General features: G+C 65.0%; 19 protein-coding genes and 1 tRNA gene. 15 read left to right on the top strand and 5 right to left on the bottom strand.

Features of this window, described 5'->3' with window-relative positions:
• Nucleotides 1–50: 50 nt before the first annotated feature.
• The 3 genes from F600_RS0105715 to F600_RS0105705 all read left to right on the top strand — a co-directional run bounded on the left by F600_RS0105715 (nucleotide 51) and on the right by F600_RS0105705 (nucleotide 2892).
• On the top strand, nucleotides 51–1469 hold the full coding sequence (locus F600_RS0105715) for a serine hydrolase domain-containing protein (protein ID WP_245541484.1): 1419 nt from the start codon (nucleotides 51–53) through the stop codon (nucleotides 1467–1469).
• A gap of 116 nt (nucleotides 1470–1585) precedes the next feature.
• Nucleotides 1586–1972 carry a hypothetical protein gene (locus tag F600_RS27095; RefSeq protein ID WP_245541478.1) on the top strand — a complete coding sequence of 129 codons (387 nt, stop codon included), beginning with the start codon at nucleotides 1586–1588 and terminating at the stop codon, nucleotides 1970–1972.
• Nucleotides 1972–2892, top strand: coding sequence for a hypothetical protein (locus tag F600_RS0105705; protein WP_018159629.1), 921 nt, complete (start codon nucleotides 1972–1974; stop codon nucleotides 2890–2892). Before F600_RS27095 ends, F600_RS0105705 begins: the two co-directional genes overlap by 1 nt.
• A gap of 12 nt (nucleotides 2893–2904) precedes the next feature.
• Here the strand turns inward: F600_RS0105705 and F600_RS0105700 are convergent, their stop codons facing one another.
• From F600_RS0105700 to F600_RS0105690, 3 genes are all read right to left on the bottom strand, one after another.
• Nucleotides 2905–3717, bottom strand: a complete 813-nt coding sequence (locus F600_RS0105700) for a DUF2182 domain-containing protein (RefSeq protein WP_018159628.1) — start codon at nucleotides 3715–3717, stop codon at nucleotides 2905–2907.
• A 3-nt stretch (nucleotides 3718–3720) separates the two neighbouring features.
• Entirely contained in the window at nucleotides 3721–4323 is a 603-nt protein-coding gene (locus F600_RS0105695) for a DUF1326 domain-containing protein (protein ID WP_018159627.1), read from the bottom strand.
• Nucleotides 4324–4396: 73 nt separating this feature from the next.
• A tRNA-Arg gene (locus F600_RS0105690) sits at nucleotides 4397–4469 on the bottom strand.
• 146 nt (nucleotides 4470–4615) lie between these two features.
• On the opposite strand from F600_RS0105690, the gene F600_RS0105685 reads away from it, so the two are divergent.
• The gene (locus tag F600_RS0105685) at nucleotides 4616–6130 is read left to right on the top strand and encodes a serine/threonine-protein kinase (protein WP_026306207.1); all 1515 of its coding nucleotides are present in this window, start codon (nucleotides 4616–4618) and stop codon (nucleotides 6128–6130) included.
• Here the strand turns inward: F600_RS0105685 and F600_RS0105680 are convergent, their stop codons facing one another.
• Both F600_RS0105680 and F600_RS0105675 read right to left on the bottom strand, forming a co-directional pair.
• Nucleotides 6131–6781: a DUF305 domain-containing protein gene (locus F600_RS0105680; RefSeq protein ID WP_018159625.1), complete on the bottom strand. Its 651-nt coding sequence runs from the start codon at nucleotides 6779–6781 to the stop codon at nucleotides 6131–6133. It abuts the gene before it with no gap.
• Entirely contained in the window at nucleotides 6778–7593 is an 816-nt protein-coding gene (locus F600_RS0105675) for a thioredoxin-like domain-containing protein (RefSeq protein ID WP_026306206.1), read from the bottom strand. Before F600_RS0105675 ends, F600_RS0105680 begins: the two co-directional genes overlap by 4 nt.
• 172 nt (nucleotides 7594–7765) lie before the next feature.
• On the opposite strand from F600_RS0105675, the gene argS reads away from it, so the two are divergent.
• The 11 genes from argS to F600_RS0105620 all read left to right on the top strand — a co-directional run bounded on the left by argS (nucleotide 7766) and on the right by F600_RS0105620 (nucleotide 20825).
• A complete protein-coding gene (gene argS, locus F600_RS0105670; RefSeq protein ID WP_018159623.1) occupies nucleotides 7766–9418 on the top strand; it encodes an arginine--tRNA ligase in 1653 nt (550 codons plus the stop codon).
• Nucleotides 9418–10836, top strand: a complete 1419-nt coding sequence (gene lysA, locus F600_RS0105665) for a diaminopimelate decarboxylase (RefSeq protein ID WP_018159622.1) — start codon at nucleotides 9418–9420, stop codon at nucleotides 10834–10836. The genes argS and lysA overlap by 1 nt, the downstream gene beginning before the upstream one ends.
• Nucleotides 10833–12149, top strand: coding sequence for a homoserine dehydrogenase (locus tag F600_RS0105660; RefSeq protein WP_018159621.1), 1317 nt, complete (start codon nucleotides 10833–10835; stop codon nucleotides 12147–12149). The genes lysA and F600_RS0105660 overlap by 4 nt, the downstream gene beginning before the upstream one ends.
• On the top strand, nucleotides 12146–13225 hold the full coding sequence (gene thrC, locus F600_RS0105655; protein WP_018159620.1) for a threonine synthase: 1080 nt from the start codon (nucleotides 12146–12148) through the stop codon (nucleotides 13223–13225). The genes F600_RS0105660 and thrC overlap by 4 nt, the downstream gene beginning before the upstream one ends.
• Before the next feature lie 20 nt (nucleotides 13226–13245).
• On the top strand, nucleotides 13246–14169 hold the full coding sequence (thrB, locus tag F600_RS0105650) for a homoserine kinase (protein ID WP_018159619.1): 924 nt from the start codon (nucleotides 13246–13248) through the stop codon (nucleotides 14167–14169).
• A 322-nt stretch (nucleotides 14170–14491) separates the two neighbouring features.
• Nucleotides 14492–16537, top strand: a complete 2046-nt coding sequence (rho, locus tag F600_RS0105645; protein WP_060934651.1) for a transcription termination factor Rho — start codon at nucleotides 14492–14494, stop codon at nucleotides 16535–16537.
• Nucleotides 16538–16718: 181 nt separating this feature from the next.
• Nucleotides 16719–16943 (top strand): 50S ribosomal protein L31, encoded by a 225-nt coding sequence (gene rpmE / locus F600_RS0105640; RefSeq protein ID WP_018159617.1) that lies wholly within the window; start codon nucleotides 16719–16721, stop codon nucleotides 16941–16943.
• A gap of 108 nt (nucleotides 16944–17051) precedes the next feature.
• Nucleotides 17052–18125 carry a peptide chain release factor 1 gene (prfA, locus tag F600_RS0105635; protein ID WP_018159616.1) on the top strand — a complete coding sequence of 358 codons (1074 nt, stop codon included), beginning with the start codon at nucleotides 17052–17054 and terminating at the stop codon, nucleotides 18123–18125.
• Nucleotides 18125–19003 carry a peptide chain release factor N(5)-glutamine methyltransferase gene (gene prmC / locus F600_RS0105630; RefSeq protein WP_018159615.1) on the top strand — a complete coding sequence of 293 codons (879 nt, stop codon included), beginning with the start codon at nucleotides 18125–18127 and terminating at the stop codon, nucleotides 19001–19003. Before prfA ends, prmC begins: the two co-directional genes overlap by 1 nt.
• Complete coding sequence (locus F600_RS0105625; RefSeq protein ID WP_018159614.1) at nucleotides 19000–19659, top strand: L-threonylcarbamoyladenylate synthase; 660 nt, start codon at nucleotides 19000–19002, stop codon at nucleotides 19657–19659. Before prmC ends, F600_RS0105625 begins: the two co-directional genes overlap by 4 nt.
• Nucleotides 19656–20825 (top strand): glycosyltransferase family 4 protein, encoded by a 1170-nt coding sequence (locus tag F600_RS0105620; RefSeq protein ID WP_018159613.1) that lies wholly within the window; start codon nucleotides 19656–19658, stop codon nucleotides 20823–20825. Before F600_RS0105625 ends, F600_RS0105620 begins: the two co-directional genes overlap by 4 nt.
• Nucleotides 20826–20936 lie beyond the last annotated feature (111 nt).

Genomic DNA, 20936 nt, shown 5'->3' with positions numbered 1-20936 from the left:
TTGGACTGCAGGCATGCTCGTCGAACGAGTCCACGACGCCGGCAACCAGCATGCCCAGTGGTGTGGATGGCGCGCTCAGCGAGCTCGACGCCAAGATCGTGCGGGCAATGAAGGACTATGCGATCCCCGGCGTAGCGGTGGGAGTCATCACCGACGGTGCGGAGTACATCAAGGGGTTCGGGGTCACGGACGTCGACTACCCGGCACCTGTCGATGGCAACACCGTCTTCCGAATCGGTTCCACGACGAAGACATTCACGGGCACGACCATGATGCGACTCGTCGACGAGGGCAAGGTCGATCTGGACGCGCCGATCCGCCAGTACCTGCCGGATTTCGCGGTCGCCGACCCAGGCGCCAGCAACGTGGTGACGGTGCGACAACTGCTCAACCACACGTCGGGTTGGCTCGGAGATGATCTACAGGACTTCGGTCGCGGTGATGACGCAATCGCACGTTTTGTCGCGTCGATGACGCGGCTCCCACAACGGACCGCGCCGGGCACGACCTTCACGTACAACAATGCCGGTCTGGTCGTGGCCGGCCGGATTATCGAAGTCGTGACCGGGTTGGTCTACGAGGACGCCGTCCAGAAGATGCTGCTGGACCCGCTCGAGTTGAATCACACGCGCTTCTTCTCCGACCAGATCGTCGGCTTCAACGTTGCCGCATCACACAACGTGGTCAACGGCGAGGCGGTCGTCGACAACGGATTCTGGTACTTCCCACGGAGCTGCAACCCGACTGGTTCGCTGATTTCCAACGTGCGCGACCAGTTGCGGTATGCGCGCTTCCACCTCGGCGACGGAACGACGCCCAAAGCGGAGCGATTGATGAGCAAAGACTCGCTGGTCGCTATGCGTTCGAATCCGGGCCCTGGCGGCACGCTGCAGGTCGAGCTCACCGGCATGGGAGTGTCCTGGATGCTGCGGCCGACCGCGGAGAACGAGACGGTCGTGCAGCATGGCGGGACCTGGTCGGGGCAGCGATCGGGCTTTTTCATGGTGCCCAGCCGCAACTTCGCCATGACGGTCCTGACCAACTCCGAGGGCGGATCGATGCTGCTCGCCGAATTGTTCGCTGAGGACTGGTCGCTGCGCAAGTTCGCCGGAGTGAGCAACCTGCCCGCGACGCCGCAGAAGTTGAGTGCCGCAGATCTCGCACCTTACGAGGGCGGATATGCGACGGACGACATCGACCAATCGGGCACGCTCGGCACGGTCGTGATCAATTTCCGCGCCCAGGACGGTCAGCTCGTCGGCAACATGAGCGACGCCCCGGACGGCTCGTATCTGCCGGATGAACAGGCAGTCCCGGATCTCGGCCTGGCGTTCTACAAGACCGATTACGGCCTCGACCTCGGTCCCGACCTCAAACCCGTCGGCACTCGATCGAACTTCCTTCGGGCGGCGGACGGAAGCGTGGCCTGGTTCAGCAATCACGGCCGGCTGTACCGGCACCTCTTGTAGATCTTTTCCGGAACAGGTCCCGAGCTGCCTCACATCGGCGCAGGCCATAGTGTGAGCGTCTACGACTCGGCTATCTGGCCAGTCCCGTTTCTCAAATAGGAATGCACCTATGACTGTTGCTGAGCCTCCTCGCCCTGCGCGAGGTACCACCGCGGCCGAGCGCGGCCCGGACGTCAGTGCCGCGCAACAAAACGTTGCACAGTCGACGACCTGGGCCCGACGGCTCGGTTCCGCGGCCAACCCGAGTTCTGCTCTCGCAGGCCGAGGGTTATCCGGTCGGAGTCAAGCAGTTCCTCCAGTTCTGCCTGATCCTGATCTATCCGGCTTGGCTTTTCTTCGTCCTTATCGCGTGGCCGATCTGGCTGGGCGGTATGGCTCTCGAGGGGATGTTGTACGTCCTCTTCTGGCCGGTCCGCGCGATTCACAAGAAGAACAACCCTGAGGAGTACGCCGCGTTCCAGGCCGAGCTGAAGGCCCGCAAGGAAGCGGCCCGGACGCGCTGATGGGTCTGTTCAGACGGAAGTCGGCGGCGTCCCTGAGGTTGAGCCCCGAGGGTCCATACCGCGCCACTGAAACGATCACGGTCTCGGTGAACCTCGATGAGGCACTGGACGGCGTCACCGCAGCGAAGGTCGAGCTCGGATACGTGAACGTGTTCCGCTACCGCTGGGCGGGACGCGCCGATGCCGCGTTTAGCCAAGGGGCCGACTCGTTGCTCATGATGGGTGAGGTCGGCACGAATTACGGCACCGAAAAAGACGGTGAGGCGTGGGTGCACGTCCTCGAGGAGCCGCTCCTCGTCGCGGACGGCTTACTCGGAGCAGGCAGTCACCAGGTCGCGGTGCGACTGCCCTCTTGGGCGCCGGGCTCATCGGCGAAGGTCGTCCAGTGGCAGGTTCGACTTCACGTCGAGCGTGGGAAGAAGACCGCCACTTCACAGGCGCCGTTTCAGGTTCTCATCGCGGCGCCCGAGCCGAAGCCAACCGATCTCCCCCTGATCCAGGGCGAGCGTGCGCTGGCGAATACCTTGCACTTCGAGATTGAAACGGACCGCGCCTGCTACAAACCGGGCGAGGAGGTTCGAGGTGTCGTCGCTGTGACCTCGCGTGAGCCCGTCAGCCGGAAGGCACTCGTCGCTGGCTGGTTCCAGCGGCTACAGGCGTCGCACCCGGTCGAGAAGACCCCAGGGAGTGCGACCGAGGAGTACACGCGGCCGATGGTGACATTCGCTAAGGACGTTCAGCTCAGGCAGCATCAGCGCGCAGAGTTCCCGTTCGCGTTGACCCTTCCGCTCGACGTTGACCCGACGACCGAAGCCGTGAACTCCTCGATCGACTGGTTCGTCCAGATCAAGGTCGAGTTCGCCGGAGCGACCGGCGGGATCGAGCGGGCGCAGCGGGGAATCGTTGTGCACACGGGCTGACTGGCTCGCTCCCTACATCGGCATGTTGCCCATTGGGATCGTCAGGCTCGGCAACATATTCGGGGCGGCAAGAAGAAGCACTCCAAGCGTGAGCAGGATGGCAGCAGTTCCGTAGGTCGCGATGCGACGCCACGGCAGAGTCTTCTCGATGGCAATGAGCCCGGCGATGACCGCCATCCACGACACACTCATGACGCCCAGCGCGAAAAGCGATGCCATGAGCGCCCAGCAGCAACCGACACACCACGCGCCGTTCTTGGCGCCCATCTGCAGTGCACCTCTGAACCCATCGCGCCAGTGGCCGAGTAGTACCCCGAGCGGGCTGCGGCACTTGCCGAGGCACACGTCCTTCAGCGGCGTGAGTTCGTACACGGCAGCGACGATCAGTGTCACGCCGGCGATCGTCCGGCCCCAGTTGGACCACGACAATTGGTCACCGGCGATGTGTGTCGCCGCGCTTCCGATTCCGTACGCCACTACACCTGCCGCAGCCCACGTCAGGAGGTACCCGGCGGCGAAGACGAAGGGCAACACGGGGGAGCGCAGCCTGGTCATCCGCGCGTACAACGCGACCGTCGGCGCCACCGACGGAAACATCATCGCCGCCATCATGACCACCCACACGCCGATGAACCAGGCGAATTCACCGAGGTCAGACCACGGCCCGTCGTCCATTCCCTGCATCTGCCCAGCGGTCCACACCCATCCCAGGGCTGCCGCCGCGAACAGCACTGCGACGAGTACGAGCCGGGCGCGCACCGCGGAGTAAAGCGGGCGCAGGCCGCGCTGACTGTCCGCCCGAGCGGACGGCTCGAGCGCGTTCATGGGTCAGGCGGCCCAGGAGAACTCAGACGTCGACAGTCCGGTTTTTCCCTCGTAACTGATCCCGAAGGCGTTGATTCGCGATCGCTTCGCCTCAGCCATCGTCAGATCCGAGGCCACCGGGTGGAACATTCCGTTGAAGCGGACGGGTTGGCCGGTCTCGACACCGAACGGGACGATGTCCTGTACCTCGAAGTCGATGGATTCGCCGACGACGACTCGGTGAATAAGACCGTCGTCGGTCATGTCGATCGATGCCCGTTCGACGCCGCGAATCTCGCCGACCAAGGGTGCAAGGGCCCCCATCGGGCCGCCGAGTTGACCGCTGAAGACCTGGACCAGCTTATTGAACTGGTCGTCGTCGGCGTCGTTGTCGATGTAGAGGCCGAGCTTCCAGTTGCCCTCGGTCATGACTTTCGGAGCATCGAAGATCATCACCACCCGGCGCCCGCCGATGTCGGTGCCGTCGACGACACCTTGCTTGATGCTGAATCCAAGCGTCGCCCGGCAGTAGTCATAGGTCGCGCCGTGGTCGAACGACAGGTTGCACGGGCACATGAGCTCGCAGGAACAGGTCTCGGCGTAGCTGCCCTTCAGACTCCACGACATGGCTACCTCCCCATTAGGGAAAGTATCCGCCCGCGCAACCAACGGGGTCAACGACCGTGGTGCGGAATTGAAGTGCCCCCGGCAGGATTCGAACCTGCGGCCTTCTGCTCCGGAGGCAGACGCTCTATCCCCTGAGCTACGGGGGCCAATTGGCCGTTGGGCTTCGTTAGCCTAACCCATCGGTACCGATGGCCAAAGTTGCCCGGTCAGTGGCGGTTCGCGAGGCTGCACAACGATGTTGATTCGGGCGAAGTTCTTCTATGAATGCGATGGCGGCCGTACTTTTGTGGGCGTGAGCGACGAACCATTTGCCGAGCGTCAGATCGGTCCGTACGTGCTGCGTTCGCTGTTGGGCAAAGGCGGCATGGGCGAGGTGTACGAAGCGTTCGACACGAGTAAAGAACGTGTCGTCGCGCTCAAGCTGCTCTCGCCGGAGCTCAGCCACGACGAGACCTTCCGTGAACGGTTCCGACGGGAGTCCTACGCAGCTGCCCGCCTGCACGAGCCGCACGTCATTCCGATCCACGACTTCGGCGAGATCGACGGCCGCCTGTTCATCGACATGCGCCTGGTCCGGGGGAGCGACGTTCGAAAGCTTCTTCGTACCGAGGCCTTCCTGTCGCCGTCGCGTGCCGTGCACATCACCGAGCAAGTTGCGTCAGCACTCGACGCCGCTCACCACGATGGACTCCTGCACCGCGACGTCAAGCCGGAGAACGTCTTGGTCGCGGACGGTGACTTCGCGTACCTGGCGGACTTCGGCATCGCCCGAAGCTTCACGGATTCGTCTCTGACCAGTACACAAGCGACCGTGGGAACCTGCCAGTACATGGCGCCCGAACGTCTCGAAGACGGCAAAGTCGGACCCGGGGCCGACATCTACTCGTTGGCGTGTGTGCTGTTCGAGATGCTCGCTGGTGTCCCGCCCTTCCGCGGGGCCAGTCTGGGCCAGTTGGTGCGTCAGCACCTCTCAGAACCGCCGCCGCAGGTTTCCCTGGTGCGTCCGGGGGTTCCGCAGTCGCTCGACGCGGTCATCGCCCGTGGGCTGGCAAAGAATCCGGCCGAGCGATTCGCGACCGCCGGGGAGTTCGCAGAGACGGCACGCCGCGCGCTGACCGGAGCGACGCCGCCGCCGAACGCCACCTCCGTGATGCCCACGATGGGTGCGGGATTCGACCAGCCCGAGGCCACCACGGCGTGGTCGCAGACCGCCGTACATCAACCGACCACGGCCGGACCGCCAAACCGTCCGAACACGGCGCCGCAGCCGGTCGTACCGACGCAATACGCAGCGCCGATGGCTCCGCACCAACCACCTCGACGGAGCAAAGCGACGACGGCGACGCTCGTGCTGCTGGTTCTTGCCGTGCTGGCACTTGCCGGAGCATTCGGTTGGCTCGTGTGGACCACGAAGCTCGGCGGCGGCTCGAACGAGGCCAAGGGAACGACCACCGTGACCACGACGACGACCACGGCAATCACACCGGTGCCGGACGCCGACGCTCAGGGATTCACGAGTCCGCCCGGTCCGCGCTGCAACGGTGTCGAGAGCGCCGCCATCGTCGGTCGGTCGAAGGGCTGGCAGGTTGTCGTCTGCAAGGGACTCTTCGGTCGCTACACGTTCAAGGCCGTCGACCTCCAGAACGACGACCAGGTGTCGATCAACGGCGCATCCGGCTCAGGATCGGGATACACGGCAACCGGACGTGACGGCAGAACCTACGAGACGACGGACGAGCACCTCGTCATCTCCAAGAATGGAGACGTCATCGCCGACGAGCGATGGACCGCCTTCACCCAGAACTGATCAGCTCTTCCGAGACTCGAGCATCTTCGTCATGAGTTCGACCTCGTAGCCCTGCGTCTTCGACATCGAATCCGCAAGTGTGCGAACTACGTCGGTGTTCGCGTGGGCGATCGCGTAGGTGGCCATCGGGGCGCCGCCCTTGTGATGAGCGATCATCAGGGTCAGGAACAGAACGTCGAAGTCCTTGCCCTTTGCCGCCCGCAGGGCACTCAACTGATCCTGCGTCGCCATGCCCGGCATGGTGGTCATCTTCATGTCCATGCCGGTCATGTCGTGGCCGTCCATGGGCATCCACGTCATGTAGCCGTCGGTCGCGAAGAGCGGCTGCTGCCATTCGGCGAGCCAGCCGCGCATCTGGCCGATCTGGTTCGACTGACTCGTGACGATGTCCCACGCGATCGATCGCACGTCGGGATCTGACGAGTTCGACAGTGCAATTCCGGCCATCTCGACGGCCTGGTCGTGGTGCACCGACATGTCCTGCGAGAAACCGATGTCAACGGAGTTCGGTCCGGACCGATCCACCATCCAGCCTTTGAGCAGATAGCCGCCGGCGAGCCCGACGACCAGCGCTACGACGATCCCGAGAATCAGGACAATCGATCGCGACCGCGTAGCGCTGTCGTCGGCGAGGTCGACCTGGTCGGTCATGGCGCCGGTGCGGGCGCCGGTTCGGTCGGAGCCGGGGGAGGCGGAGGAGCGATCGTCTTGTTGACATCCGCGCCGACACCGTCCATCTTCACCGCGTCTGCCGGCGGCGGAGTCGGGTCGAAGGCCGGCGGGTTGGCCGGGTCGAATCCGCCCGGCGTCGTCGAGCAGCTCGCGCCGATTTCCGGTGCGGTGTACGGGTTCAGACGCAGTGCGGAGATGAATTCCTTGATGCGCTTGTCATCGGGCGAGTCCAGACGCAGCTGGTGGCCCCACGCCTGCAGCGAGATCTTGTGGTCCAGGCCCGGGAATGGCGACATGACCATGTACGGCTGGCCCTCGACGAGCGACTTGAGCTTCGCAACGCCGTCAGCGCCGAGCTTGTCCGGGTTGTATGTGATCCAGACGGCGCCGTGCTCCATGGTGTGAACCATGTTCTCGGTGCGGACCGGCTTGGGGTAAACGGTGCCGGTACAGGTCGCCCAGATGGCGTCGTGCGGTCCGCCCATCGGCGGCCAGATGTCGTAGGCGACCCGCTGGGCAGTGCCGACGTGGATGGCCTTGGCATACGTTGCGGTCTTGATGCCGTCGATCTTCAGCGACGGATCGTGGTTATCCGCTGACGGCTTCCAGCTCGCGTCCTCGATCTTCGGCGCTAAGTGCCAGGCGATACTGCCGATGAAGAGCACGACGATGGCAACACCCGCCACCAGGACCCAAGGAATCTGTTGCAATTTCGGCGCAGAAGCACCGCGTCGGCCCTTGCTCGCGGCCTTGATCGCTTTCGCGGACTTTGAACCGGTGTTGCTCGGCATCGTCGTCGGCGCTCCATCATGTCGAACTGGATTTCGGACGTGCGCGGCATGCGCGTGCACCACTCTACGGTTCGATGCTGGGAAAACCTGAGAGCCCTCCGCATTGCAGGCGAGCCGCTGCCCTCGGTCCGGAATAACGACATGTCGGGGGCACCCAATAAGATGGTCAACCGTGACCCCAGCCGACCTCGCAGAACTCCTGCGCGCCACCACCGCGGACGTGCTCACCTCGCACGGCGCCGACGCTTCATTGGTGCCCGCGGAGGTCAAGGTCGAGCGTCCGCGCAACCCGGAACACGGCGATTACGCCACGAACATCGCGATGCAGCTCGCCAAGCGGGCTGGCGTTGCTCCGCGCGACTTGGCGGGTTGGCTCGCTGAGGCATTGGCGGCCCAGGACGGCATCGACGAGGCTACGATCGCGGGCCCGGGATTCCTCAACATCCGGCTGGCCGCCGACGCGCAGGGCAAGATCGTCGCCGCGGTGCTCGAGGCCGGTTTCGCCTACGGCACGTCGCAGGTGCTCGCCGGTCACAACATCAACCTCGAGTTCGTCTCGGCGAACCCCACCGGGCCTATTCACCTCGGCGGAACACGTTGGGCCGCAGTCGGAGACGCCCTCGGTCGCATCCTCGTCGCGACGGGAGCCCAGGTCACCCGCGAGTACTACTTCAACGATCACGGTGCCCAGATCGACCGGTTCGCCGAGTCGCTCGTCGCGGCTGCGCTCGGTCAGCCGACGCCCGAGAACGGCTACGCCGGCGCCTACATCAACGACATCGCGAAGACCGTTGTGGACGCGAATCCGCAGATCCTCGACCTCGACCCGCAGAAGCGGCACGAATTGTTCCGCTCCGCGGGCGTCGAGCTGATGTTCGCGCACATCAAGCGGACGCTCGCCGAGTTCGGCACCGAATTCGACGTCTACTTCAATGAGAGCGCCCTGTTCGCCTCGGGTCAGGTCGAAACCGCCGTCGAAGACCTCAAGGGGACCGGCAACCTCTACGAAAACGAGGGTGCCTGGTGGCTGCGGAGCTCGGAGTTCGGTGACGACAAGGACCGCGTCGTCATCAAGAGCGACGGCAAGCCCGCGTACATCGCCGGGGACATCGCGTACTACCGCAACAAGCGGTCGCGTGGCTTCGACCTCTGTATCTACATGCTCGGCGCCGATCACCATGGCTATATCGGTCGTCTGAAGGCCGTTGCCGCGGCGTCGGGGGACAGTCCCGACATGGTCGAGGTCCTCATCGGTCAGATGGTCAATCTCGTACGTAATGGCGTCGCGCTGCGGATGAGCAAGCGGGCCGGCACGGTCGTGACCCTCGACGACCTCATCGAGCTCATCGGCGTCGATGCGGCCCGATATGCGCTCGTTCGTTCATCGGTCAACTCGGCGATCGACATCGACCTGGAGCTGTGGGAAAAGCAGTCGAACGACAACCCGGTCTACTACGTCCAGTACGCCCACGCGCGCCTGTGCTCGCTCGCCCGCAATGCCGCTGACCTCGGCATCAACGCCTCGGAGCCGAACCTCGCGCTGCTCACGACCGAGCAGGAGAACGCGCTCATCGGCACGATCGGTGAGTTCCCCGCGGTGATCGCCTCGGCGGCCACCCTGCGCGAGCCGCATCGCGTGGCGCGATATCTCGAGGAACTCGCGGGCGCCTATCACCGCTTCTACGCCGCATGCCGCGTCCTGCCGATGGGTGATGAGTCGGTCAGCGATTTGCACATCGCGCGTCTGGCGCTGTCCTCGGCAACCCGTCAGGTGCTCGCCAACGGTTTGGCGCTGCTCGGCGTCGCAGCTCCGGAGCAGATGTAATGGCGCATCCCGCTGGACCGCGTCACGCGGAGCAGGCACACGCGCCGACGCTGGGGGAGCGCCCCACCGAGCCAGCAGAGCTGATGAAACTGCCGGAGAACGTCTGGCCGCGCAACGCGCGCCGTCGCGAGTCCGGCGAGCTCGAGGTCGCCGGTGTTTCGGTCACCGATCTCGCGGCGAAGTACGGCACCCCGCTGTTCGTCATCGACGAAGACGACTTCCGCTCGCGCTGCCGCGAGATCGCGTCCGCCTTCGGCGACCCGAAAAAGGTGCACTACGCGTCAAAGGCCTTCCTGTGCCGGGAGATTGCGCGTTGGGTCGCACAGGAGGGGCTGTCCCTCGACGTGGCGTCCGGCGGGGAATTGGCTATTGCCCTCAGTGCGGGCTTTCCAGCCGAACAGATCGCGATGCACGGCAACAACAAGTCCGTTGCCGAACTGACGATGGCCGTCGAGGCCGGCGTCGGGCACGTGGTCCTCGACTCGCTTGTCGAGATCGAGCGCCTCGATGAGATCGCGCGAATGTCGGGAGTCGTTCAGGACGTCCTCATCCGCATCACGGTCGGCGTTGAGGCTCATACTCACGAATTCATCGCGACCGCACACGAAGACCAGAAGTTCGGCTTCTCGCTCGCCGGCGGCGACGCGATGGAAGCCGTCCGCCGTGTGTTCGCCGCAGACCACTTGCGTCTGGTGGGTCTGCACAGCCACATCGGTTCGCAGATCTTCGATGCGGACGGCTTCGAACTCGCGGCGCACCGTGTCATCGGCCTGGTGCGAGACGTCGTCGCGGAATTCGGAGCGGACAAGACCAGCCAGCTTTCGACGCTCGACCTCGGTGGCGGTCTCGGCATCGCTTACCTCGAAAGCGACGATCCGCCGCCGGTCGCGCAGTTGGCGGACCGCCTCAAGCACATCGTCAAGACCGAATCAGCGCTGGTCGGCATTCCGGAACCGGCGATTGCCGTGGAGCCGGGACGCGCCATCGCAGGCCCCGGCACGATCACCTTGTACGAGGTCGGGACCATCAAGGACGTCACGGTCGGCGGTTCTGCCGCGCGGCGCTATGTTAGCGTCGATGGCGGTATGAGTGACAACATCCGTACCGCCCTTTACCAGGCGGAATACGACTGTCGCCTGGTCTCCCGCACGTCCGAAGCCGCGCCCGTGGTGGCGCGTGTCGTCGGAAAGCACTGCGAGAGCGGCGACATCGTCATCCGCGACATGTGGATGCCCGATGACGTCAGCCCCGGTGACCTTCTGGCCGTGGCCGCGACCGGGGCATACTGCTATGCGATGTCGAGTCGCTACAACCTGCTTGCCCGGCCTGCCGTCGTGGCGGTCCGGGATGGGGCTGCGCGGCTCGTTCTGCGCCGTGAAACTGTCGAAGACCTGCTGAGCCTGGAGGTGAACGAATGACGCCGTTATTCGGAACGGGTGATCGCCCGATTGGCGTGGCTGTACTGGGCCTCGGCAATGTGGGCACCGAGGTCGTGCGAATTCTTCGCGACCATGCGGACGACCTCAAGGCCCGTGTCGGGGCACCGGTCGTGCTGCGCGGTGTCGCCGTTCGGCGTACGGGCATCGACCGCGGGATTCCCGAAGAGCTTCTGACGACTGATGCGGAAGCGCTCGTCGCCCGCAAGGATGTCGACATCGTCGTGGAAGTGGTCGGTGGCATCGAGCCCGCTCGCACGCATATCCTCGCGGCATTGAACGCCGGCAAGTCGGTCGTCACGGCGAACAAGGCACTACTCGCGGAGTACACGGGCGAGCTTGCCGAGGCCGCTGAGCGTAATCGCGCCGACCTGTACTTCGAGGCTGCGGTGGCCGGCGCGATCCCGATCGTGCGTCCGCTGGTTCAGTCGCTCGCGGGTGACCAGGTCAACCGCGTGATGGGCATTGTCAACGGCACCACGAACTTCATCCTCTCGGCGATGGACGAGACCGGCGCCGACTACGGCGAGACCCTCGCCGAGGCGGGTCGCCTGGGGTATGCCGAGGCGGACCCGACCGCGGACGTCGAGGGCTACGACGCCGCGGCGAAGGCCGCGATTCTCGCGTCGCTGGCGTTCCACACCCGCGTCACCGCGGCTGACGTGCACCGCGAGGGCATCAGCAAGATCACCTCCGAAGACCTAGCTGCCGCAAGGGATCTCGACTGCACGGTCAAGTTGCTCGCGCTGTGTGAGCGCGTCAAGGACGGGGGCAAGGAGCGCGTCTCCGCTCGCGTCTATCCGGCGCTCATCCCACGCAAGCACCCGCTCGCCTCGGTGAGCGGTGCCTTCAACGCGGTCTTCGTCGAGGCGCAGAACGCCGGTCGTCTGATGTTCTACGGCCAGGGTGCCGGCGGCGCTCCGACCGCCTCTGCCGTCATGGGCGACCTCGTCATGGCGGCCCGCAACAAGTTCTACGGTGGTCGTGCTCCGGGTGAGTCGACGTACGCGAAGCTGCCGATCGCGCCGATGGGGGAGACCGCCACGCGCTACCTCGTCAACCTGCGGGTGGCCGACAAGAAGGGTGTGCTCGCAACCGTCGCGAGCGAGTTTGCCGAGCGGGGAGTCAGCATCTCCGCCGTCCGTCAGACCGACGTCGCGGATGGGGCCCACCTGATCGTCGTCACTCACCGCGCTCCGGACCAGGCACTTGCCGATACCGTCGCCGCACTTGCCGAACTCGACGTGGTCACTGAGGTTTCGAGCGTTCTCCGCCTGGAAGGCACTGAGGAATGAGCAATCCCCACCCTGTCCACCGTGCTTGGCGCGGTCTGATCGAGGAGTACCGCGACCGCCTGCCGGTCGGACCGGATTGGAAGACGGTGACCCTCCGCGAGGGTGGTACGCCGCTGCTTCCCGCTCGGCACCTCTCCGAGCTGACCGGCTGCGAGGTGTACCTCAAGGTCGAGGGCCTGAACCCCACCGGTTCGTTCAAGGACCGCGGCATGACCATGGCGGTCACCGACGCGATCGCACGTGGCCAGCGCGCTGTGCTGTGTGCCTCGACGGGCAACACGTCGGCCTCGGCAGCGGCCTACGCCGCTCAGGGCGGCATCACCAGCGCCGTCCTGATCCCGGCCGGCAAGATCGCCATGGGCAAGCTCGCGCAGGCAGTCATGCACGGCGCCAAGATCATTCAGGTCGACGGCAACTTCGACGACTGCCTCGAGCTGGCCCAGAAGGCGACCTCCGAGAACCCCTCGATCGCGCTCGTCAACTCGGTGAACCCGGTGCGCATCGAAGGTCAGAAGACCGCCGCGTTCGAGATCTGCGACGTTCTGGGCCGCGCTCCGGACATTCACGCGCTGCCCGTCGGCAACGCCGGGAATATCACGGCGTACTGGAAGGGTTATTCGGAGTACTTCGCCGATGGACTCACCTCCCAGCGTCCGCGCATGCTCGGTGTGCAGGCCGCAGGTGCAGCGCCGCTGGTCAACGGTGCTCCGGTCAAGAACCCGGAAACCATTGCGACCGCCATTCGCATCGGCTCGCCGGCCTCCTGGGACGGCGCCGTCAACGCCCGGAACGAGTCGGATGGCGCCTTCCGCGCGGCAACTGACGACGAGATCCTCGCGGCCTACCGACTGATCGCCAGGACGGAGGGCGTGTTTGTCGAGCCGGCGTCGGCAGCGAGCGTCGCCGGACTGCTGGCGGCGAAAAAGGAAGGCTGGCTCGATGCCGGTCTCACCGTGGTCTGCACCGTGACCGGCAACGGACTCAAGGACCCGGACACCGCGCTCCTGGAGATGCCCCACGTGCAGCCGATTCCCGTCGATCCCTCGGCAGTCGTCGCCGCGCTCGGCCTGGCCTGAGCGTCGAAGCGAGAACACGGATGACGGTGCAGCTTCCCGGCGGTCTCACGGTGACCGCGCGCGTTCCGGCGTCGAGCGCCAACCTCGGCCCGGGATTCGACAGCCTCGGTTTGGCGTTGTCGCTCTACGACGAGATTTCGGTGACGACGACCGACGGTGGATTAACCGTCGAAGTCGAGGGTGAAGGCGCGGGAGACGTTCCGGCCGACGCTTCGCACCTCGTCGTCCGTGCGATCGAGCGCGGTTTCGACGCGCTCGGAGTCCAAGCTGCTGGCATGAATGTCTTGTGCCGCAACAAGATTCCACACTCGCGCGGCCTGGGCTCGTCGGCGTCGGCAGTGGTCGGCGGACTCGCTGCCGCAGAGGCCTTGGCGAAGAAGTTCGACTCGACGCTCGAACTCGGCGCCGAGCGCCTGGTTCAGTTGTCGTCGGAGTTCGAAGGGCATCCCGACAACGCGGCCGCGAGCGTTCTCGGTGGCGTCGTCGTGTCGTGGACGGAAGAAATCGACGGTGCCGCGAAGTTCTCGGCGGTCCGCGTCGAACCGCACTCTGACCTGCGGCTCATCGTGCTCGTTCCGACCTTCCGGTCGTCGACGGCGCAGACGCGCGGGATCCTTCCGCCGATGGTTCCCCACAAGGACGCGTCGTTCAACGTGAGCCGAGCGGCGCTTTCCGTCGTGGCGCTTACACAGCGTCCGGATCTGCTCATGGTGGCGACGGAAGACCGCCTTCACCAGGGATATCGCGCAAGTGCTTTGCCGATCACCACGCGGTGGATTGCGGCGCTGCGCAAGGCGGGTATCCCCGCAGTGGTGTCTGGTGCGGGACCCACAGTCCTGGCATTCAGCCAGACGTCGATGCCGGACGCACTGCGTATCGAGATCGAGGCGGAGGGCCTCACTGTTCTGGAATTGCCGATCTCCGACGGGGTGTCGGCGGGTTAAACCGAGTCAAACTGCCGAATTTTTCCGGCAAAAGGCTCATTTACTGCGTGTTTGTTGCCGGGAATTTGGTGTGGGGCTATTCTGTCGGTGTCCGCACACCGTGCGCGTTTCGAATCGGTTTTCACCCGGGCAGCAATCCACTTGATGTTTTCGAGGATTGTGCCGAGCCGGACCAGTTCTCTGTGGCAGCACGTTGGTAGTCGCCACGAAAAGAAAATTCGACGCGCCCGCATGACAGATGCGTGACGTATCCGGGCTCAGCATGAACTGGGCTCGCCGAAACCTTGCCGATATAACGAAGGCAGGGAAGGAAAGGACATCCGTGACCGATACGGACTTGGTCGCAACCTCTGCTTCTGAGACGATTTCTGGCCTCCCGGTGCCGCAGCTTCGATCGCTTGCTGGCCAGTTGGGAATCAAAGGCACGTCTGCGATGCGTAAAGACGCGCTGATCGCCGCGATCAGTGAACGTCAAGCAGGTTCTGCGCCCCGAAAGCCCTCCCACGACACTCCCGCTCCGGCAACGGCTCCGGCCGCCGAAGCGGTTACTGAGGCGGCACCGCCGGTGCAGCCGCCAGCCCCACCCGCCGAGGTGACTGGTGACGGAGAGGACCGCGAAGACGGTGCTCCCCGGCGTCAGCGTCAGCGCCGTGGTGCGTCGCGCCAGGCTGGTTCTCCGGAATCGCAGCCGGCAAGCGACGACGCGCCGGCGTCGGAAGCAGCCGGTGAGAAGCCGGCCGACCAGCCGAAGTCTGAGGACTCGGCCCCGAGCGACAAGCCTGCGGAAGGCGGCGAGCGTCCGCGTCGCGAGCGTGGACCGCGTGACGAAAACCGTGCTGAAGGCGGCAACCGCGAAGGCGGCCAGCAGCGTGAAGGCCAGCAGCGTGACGGTGGAAACCGCGAGCGCGGCGAAGGTGGCAACCGCGAAGGTGGCAACCGCGAAGGCGGCCAGCAGCGCGAAGGCCAGCAGCGCGACGGCGGCAACCGTGAGCGCGGCGAGGGCAACCGCAACCAGGGTGGCCAAGGCGGCCAGCGTAACCAGGGCGGCGGCCAGAACCAGGGTGGCCAGGGCAACCAGGGCAACCAGGGTGGTCAGGGCAACCAGAGTGGCCCGGGCGACGACGACGACGATCGCGGCGGCCGTCGCGGACGCCGGTTCCGGGAACGCCGTCGTGGCAACCGCGGCGAGGGCGGCCAGAACACCGAGCCGGAGATCCGCGAGGATGACGTCCTGCAGCCCGTAGCCGGCATCCTCGACGTTCTCGACAACTACGCCTTCGTGCGGACCTCGGGTTACCTGCCCGGCCCGAACGACGTCTACGTCTCGATGAACATGGTCCGCAAGTCGGGCCTGCGTCGTGGTGACGCCGTCACCGGTGCCGTTCGTGCCGCTCGCGACGGTGAGCAGTCGAACCAGCGACAGAAGTTCGACCCGCTGGTGCGCCTCGACACCATCAACGGGGGAGACTCCGAAGCGGCCAAGCGTCGGCCCGAGTTCCAGAAGCTCACGCCGCTCTACCCGAATGAGCGGCTGCGTCTGGAGACCACGCAGGCCAAGCTCACCACGCGAATCATCGACTTGATCATGCCGATCGGCAAGGGTCAGCGTGCGCTGATCGTCTCGCCACCAAAGGCCGGTAAGACGACGATCATGCAGGACATCGCGAACGCCATCGCGACGAACAACCCCGAGTGCTACCTCATGGTCGTTCTCGTGGACGAGCGTCCGGAGGAAGTCACCGACATGCAGCGATCGGTGAAAGGCGAGGTCATCTCCTCGACCTTCGACCGTCCGCCGTCAGACCACACTGCGGTTGCCGAGCTTGCCATCGAGCGAGCGAAGCGCCTGGTCGAGATGGGCAAGGACGTCATCGTCCTGCTTGACTCGATCACCCGTCTGGGCCGTGCGTACAACAACTCGTCGCCGGCGTCGGGCCGAATCCTGTCCGGTGGTGTCGACTCGACCGCGCTGTACCCGCCGAAGCGCTTCCTCGGTGCGGCGCGAAACATCGAGAACGGCGGATCGCTCACCATCATCGCGACCGCGATGGTCGAGACCGGTTCGACCGGTGACACGGTCATCTTCGAAGAGTTCAAGGGAACGGGTAACGCCGAACTCAAGCTCGACCGCAAGATCGCCGAGCGCCGCGTCTTCCCGGCGGTGGACGTCAACCCGTCCGGTACTCGTAAGGACGAGCTGCTGCTCAGCCCGGAAGAGTTCGGCATCGTGCACAAGCTCCGTCGTGTGCTCTCTGGCCTCGACTCGCACCAGGCGATCGACCTGCTGGTCGACCGTCTCCGCAAGACGAAGACCAACTACGAGTTCCTCATGACCGTGTCGAAGAACGCGCCGGGAGCGGACGAGTAACCAACGCAGGAATTAGACGAGTAACCAAGGCAGGAATTAATCGATGGCTGGCGGTGTTCCACCACAGCCATCGATTAACAGCTCAGTGGTCAAAACTGGCATACTGAGCCGTCGACAAGTCCGGTTCCGGTTCACGTGAACGAAAGAGCGTCACGACCCGGCGACCATTGAAAGGGACACCATGAAGGCCGATATCCACCCCGAGTACGTTGCCACCACCGTGACCTGCGGTTGCGGCGCGACGTTCGAGACCCGCAGCACCAAGAAGTCGGGCCAGATCCACGTCGAGGTCTGCTCGCAGTGCCACCCGTTCTACACCGGCAAGCAGAAGATCCTCGACACCGGTGGTCGCGTCGCGAAGTTTGAGGCGCGCTACGGCAAGCGTCCGGCTCGCAACGCCAAGTAGCTTCCTCTCACGAGCCCGGTCTGATTTCAGGCCGGGCTCGTGCGTCATTCTGGGGTTCTCTGTGAATCCTGGAGACACAGCAACTTCTCACGCGGAGCACTCATAACCATGGCAACCAACCCCTCAGCCATCGACGATGTCCTCGCCGAATACTCCGGTCTCGAGCAGCAGATGTCGGATCCGGCGCTGCACAACGACCCGACGGCGGCTCGTCGCATCGGCAAGCGGTTCTCGCAGCTCGCGCCTGTCATGGCGGCCTACCGCAAGCTCGAGACGGCCAAGGATGACCTCGAAGCGGCCAAGGAACTCGCGGCCGACGATGCTTCGTTCGCGGCCGAGGTGCCCGGGCTGACTGCTGAGGTCGAGGAATTGGAAGCCGCGCTCGCGGACCTCCTGGCTCCGCGCGACCCGCACGACGGCGACGACGTGGTCCTGGAAGTGAAGTCCGGTGAAGGCGGCGAGGAGTCGGCGCTGTTCGCCGCCGACCTGGCACGTATGTATCTGCGATTCGCGGAGCGCCAGGGTTGGAAGGTCGACGTTCTCGACCTCAACCAGTCTGATCTGGGCGGTTACAAGGACGCGACGTTCTCGATCAAGGCCCGCGGTGACGGTCCGGACGGCGTGTGGTCGAAGTTCAAATTCGAGGGCGGCGTGCACCGCGTTCAGCGCGTTCCGGCAACCGAATCGCAGGGCCGTATCCACACCTCGGCCGCGGGTGTCCTGGTCTATCCGGAGCCCGAAGAGGTCGAAGAGGTCCAGATCGACGAGTCTGACCTGCGCATCGACGTCTACCGATCGTCCGGAAAGGGCGGTCAGGGCGTCAACACGACCGACTCCGCCGTCCGCATCACCCACTTGCCCACGGGCATCGTCGTGACGTGTCAGAACGAACGTTCGCAGCTCCAGAACAAGGCCCGCGCGATGCAGGTTCTGGCGGCTCGTCTGCAGGCCGCCGCGGAGGAGGCAGCCGAGGCAGAGGCGTCCGCCGACCGCGCGAACCAAATCCGCACGGTGGACCGCTCGGAGCGCATCCGTACCTACAACTTCCCGGAGAACCGGATCGCCGATCACCGGATCGGGTTCAAGGCCTACAACCTCGACCAGGTTCTCAACGGTGACCTCGACGCGCTGTTCGACGCGCTCATCAAGGCGGACCGTGAGGCTCGACTCGCGGCGGAGTGATGGCTGAGCAACGAGTCCGCGCGGTGATCGATGCCGCGGCGGCGCAGCTGTCGGCGGCGGGAGTCGCGAGTCCGGTCGTCGACGCGGAGGAACTCGCGGCTTTCGTCCTCGGAGTCGCCCGGATGAAGCTCATCCTCACGCCGACTATGTCGGCTTCGGAGTTTGCGCGTTTCACCGCACTCGTGCAGCAGCGTGAGGAGCGAATTCCGTTGCAGCACATCGTCGGATCGGCTGCGTTCGGTCCGCTGCATCTCAACGTCGGGCCCGGTGTCTTCACACCCCGCCCGGAGACCGAATGGCTGCTGGAATGGGTCGTCCGAGTAGCGCCCCCGAACGCTATGGTCCTCGATCTGTGCGCGGGTTCCGGTGCGTTGGCGCTGGCGATCGCGCACGTCCGCCCGGACGTCACCGTCCACGCGGTGGAGCTCGACGACGCCGCAATTGCCTGGACTCGCCGAAACGCGGATTCGCGCGCGCGAGCCGGCGACCGCCCGATCTCACTCCACCACGGCGACGTCACCGATCCCGCGCTTCTTCGTGAGCTCGACGGTCGCGTTGACGTCGTCGTATCCAACCCGCCGTACGTTCCCGACGCCGCGATTCTGGAGCCCGAGGTTGCCGACCACGACCCTGCGCGGGCATTGTTCGGGGGACAGGATGGTACGGACGTCATCGCCGCAATGGTTCCGAACGTGGCGCGATGGTTGGTCGGCCACGGCGTCGTCGCCATCGAACATGACGACACGAACGGTGACCGGTGTGTCCGCCTTCTGGAGTCCGACGGCCGATTCTCCGGCGTTTCCGCGCGTTCGGACCTGACTGGTAGACCAAGATTCGTCGTGGCGGAGCGACGACGGGAACGAGGAGGCTCAGCGTGAGTACGACCTACGACTGCTCGAATCCGGCCGCACGTCAGGCCGGACTCTCGGCCGCCAAGCGGGCGCTGCAGGCTGGCCAGCTGACCGTCATCCCGACCGACACCCTCTACGGACTTGCGGCCGACGCCTTCAGCCCGGAGGCAGTGGCGGGATTGCTGCAGGCGAAGGGGCGCGGCCGGGACATGCCGGTCGCGGTTCTCGTCGGCTCCTGGCACACGATCGACGGACTGGCGCAGGGCGTGACCCCGCAAGCTCGCGAATTGATTCGGGCGTTCTGGCCGGGCGGGCTCAGCCTCGTGGTTCGCCAGGCGCCGTCACTGGCCTGGGATCTCGGGAACACGAACGGCTCGGTCATGGTCCGAATGCCGCTGCATCCGGTCGCGATCGAACTGCTGCGCGAGGTCGGGCCCCTGGCCACCTCGAGCGCCAACATCTCGGGTCAGCCGGCGGCGACGACCGCCGATCAGGCGAACGCTCAGCTCGGCGATTTGGTGTCGGTGTATCTCGACGGTGGCCCGTGTGTCACCGCCGTCGCCTCGACGATTGTTGATCTGACCAGCGATGCACCCCGAATTCTGCGTGAAGGTGCGGTGTCGACTTCGGCGGTGGCCGAGGTCCTCGGAGTTCCGGCGGATTCTCTGGGAATGCCGCGTTGACCTTCGCCGAGCCCGCGATCCTCGCCCTGCCCGCGGCCGGGGGAGGAGCAGGCGTCCCGATTCGCGAGCTCATGCTCGTGATGCTCACGGCAGCGGTGGTGACGTTCCTCGCGACTGGCGCGGTCCGCGTGCTAGCGATTCGATTCGGCGCGATCGCTGTTCCCCGTGACCGAGACGTCCACGTTGAGCCGATCCCGCGCCTCGGTGGCGTGGGCATGTACCTCGGAATGGCTGCCGCGCTTCTCTTCGCGCAGGAGTTGCCTGCGCTCACACGGGGATTCGAATTCACCTCGGACATTCCCGCGGCCCTGGTCGCGGGAACGCTCATCGTCGTCGTCGGCATCATCGACGACCGGTGGGGACTCGACGCGCTGACGAAGTTCGTCGGTCAGGTCACCGCCGCCGGAGTCCTGGTCGTGATGGGCGTCAGTTGGTTCATCCTCTACGTCCCGTTCGGCGGACAGGGGACCATCGTCCTCGACCAGCTTCAAGCGGGTCTCATCACCGTGCTGGTCACGGTCGTGATGATCAACGCGGTGAACTTCGTCGACGGCCTCGATGGCCTTGCCGCGGGAGTGGGCTTCGTCGCGGCGACCGCGATCTTCGCGTTCTCGATCGGTCTGCTCAGTGAGCAGGGCGGCGACGTCAGCGTGTATCCACCGGCCCTCATCGCCGCCGCACTGGCCGGATCATGCCTCGGATTTCTTCCGCACAACTTTCAGCCCGCGCGGATATTCATGGGTGACTCCGGTTCGATGCTCATCGGCCTGATGCTCGCCACGATTTCCACGAGTGCCTCCGGGCGCATTCCGCTCAATGCCTACGGCACCAGCGACATCGTTGGTTTGCTTTCTCCGCTACTGCTGGTCGGTGCGGTGATGTTCATTCCGGTGCTCGATCTGCTCATGGCGATCATTCGACGGACGCGCGCGGGCCGAAGTCCGTTTTCGCCCGACAAAATGCACTTGCATCATCGACTGCTGCAATTGGGGCACTCCCACCGTCGAGCCGTGCTGCTCATTTACTTATGGGTCGCGATTTTGGCGTTCGGCGCGGTGGGCACTGCCTGGCTCGACCAGCGCATCGTCGTGGTCCTGGTCGCCGGGGGACTGGTCTTCGCCCTCATCGTCACCGTGGTTCCGTCGCTGAAACAAAGAAATCTGTAGTACGTACGTACGGAATGTTTGGCTTCTCACAAGCTGTGGGGCTTTCCGGAGAGGGCACAGTACTACTACGCTGTGTAGCGGGCCACCTGAACGGGTAAACAGTTTGTCAAA

It is taken from the genome of Smaragdicoccus niigatensis DSM 44881 = NBRC 103563, assembly GCF_000380645.1.
GTDB classification, from domain to species: Bacteria; Actinomycetota; Actinomycetes; order Mycobacteriales; family Mycobacteriaceae; genus Smaragdicoccus; species Smaragdicoccus niigatensis.
This window is presented reverse-complemented; position numbering and strand designations above follow the sequence as displayed.

Bases quoted from the DNA above. Each gene is read 5' to 3' on its own strand.
- F600_RS0105675 (WP_026306206.1), bottom strand. From the start codon at position 7,593: ATGCCGAGCAACACCGGTTCAAAGTCCGCGAAAGCGATCAAGGCCGCG.
- thrC (WP_018159620.1), top strand. From the start codon at position 12,146: ATGAGCAATCCCCACCCTGTCCACCGTGCTTGGCGCGGTCTGATCGAG.
- F600_RS0105705 (WP_018159629.1), top strand. From the start codon at position 1,972: ATGGGTCTGTTCAGACGGAAGTCGGCGGCGTCCCTGAGGTTGAGCCCC.
- thrB (WP_018159619.1), top strand. From the start codon at position 13,246: ATGACGGTGCAGCTTCCCGGCGGTCTCACGGTGACCGCGCGCGTTCCG.
- F600_RS0105680 (WP_018159625.1), bottom strand. From the start codon at position 6,781: ATGACCGACCAGGTCGACCTCGCCGACGACAGCGCTACGCGGTCGCGA.
- prfA (WP_018159616.1), top strand. From the start codon at position 17,052: ATGGCAACCAACCCCTCAGCCATCGACGATGTCCTCGCCGAATACTCC.
- rpmE (WP_018159617.1), top strand. From the start codon at position 16,719: ATGAAGGCCGATATCCACCCCGAGTACGTTGCCACCACCGTGACCTGC.
- F600_RS0105695 (WP_018159627.1), bottom strand. From the start codon at position 4,323: ATGTCGTGGAGTCTGAAGGGCAGCTACGCCGAGACCTGTTCCTGCGAG.
- F600_RS0105660 (WP_018159621.1), top strand. From the start codon at position 10,833: ATGACGCCGTTATTCGGAACGGGTGATCGCCCGATTGGCGTGGCTGTA.
- lysA (WP_018159622.1), top strand. From the start codon at position 9,418: ATGGCGCATCCCGCTGGACCGCGTCACGCGGAGCAGGCACACGCGCCG.
- prmC (WP_018159615.1), top strand. From the start codon at position 18,125: ATGGCTGAGCAACGAGTCCGCGCGGTGATCGATGCCGCGGCGGCGCAG.
- F600_RS0105715 (WP_245541484.1), top strand. From the start codon at position 51: ATGCCCAGTGGTGTGGATGGCGCGCTCAGCGAGCTCGACGCCAAGATC.
- F600_RS0105700 (WP_018159628.1), bottom strand. From the start codon at position 3,717: ATGAACGCGCTCGAGCCGTCCGCTCGGGCGGACAGTCAGCGCGGCCTG.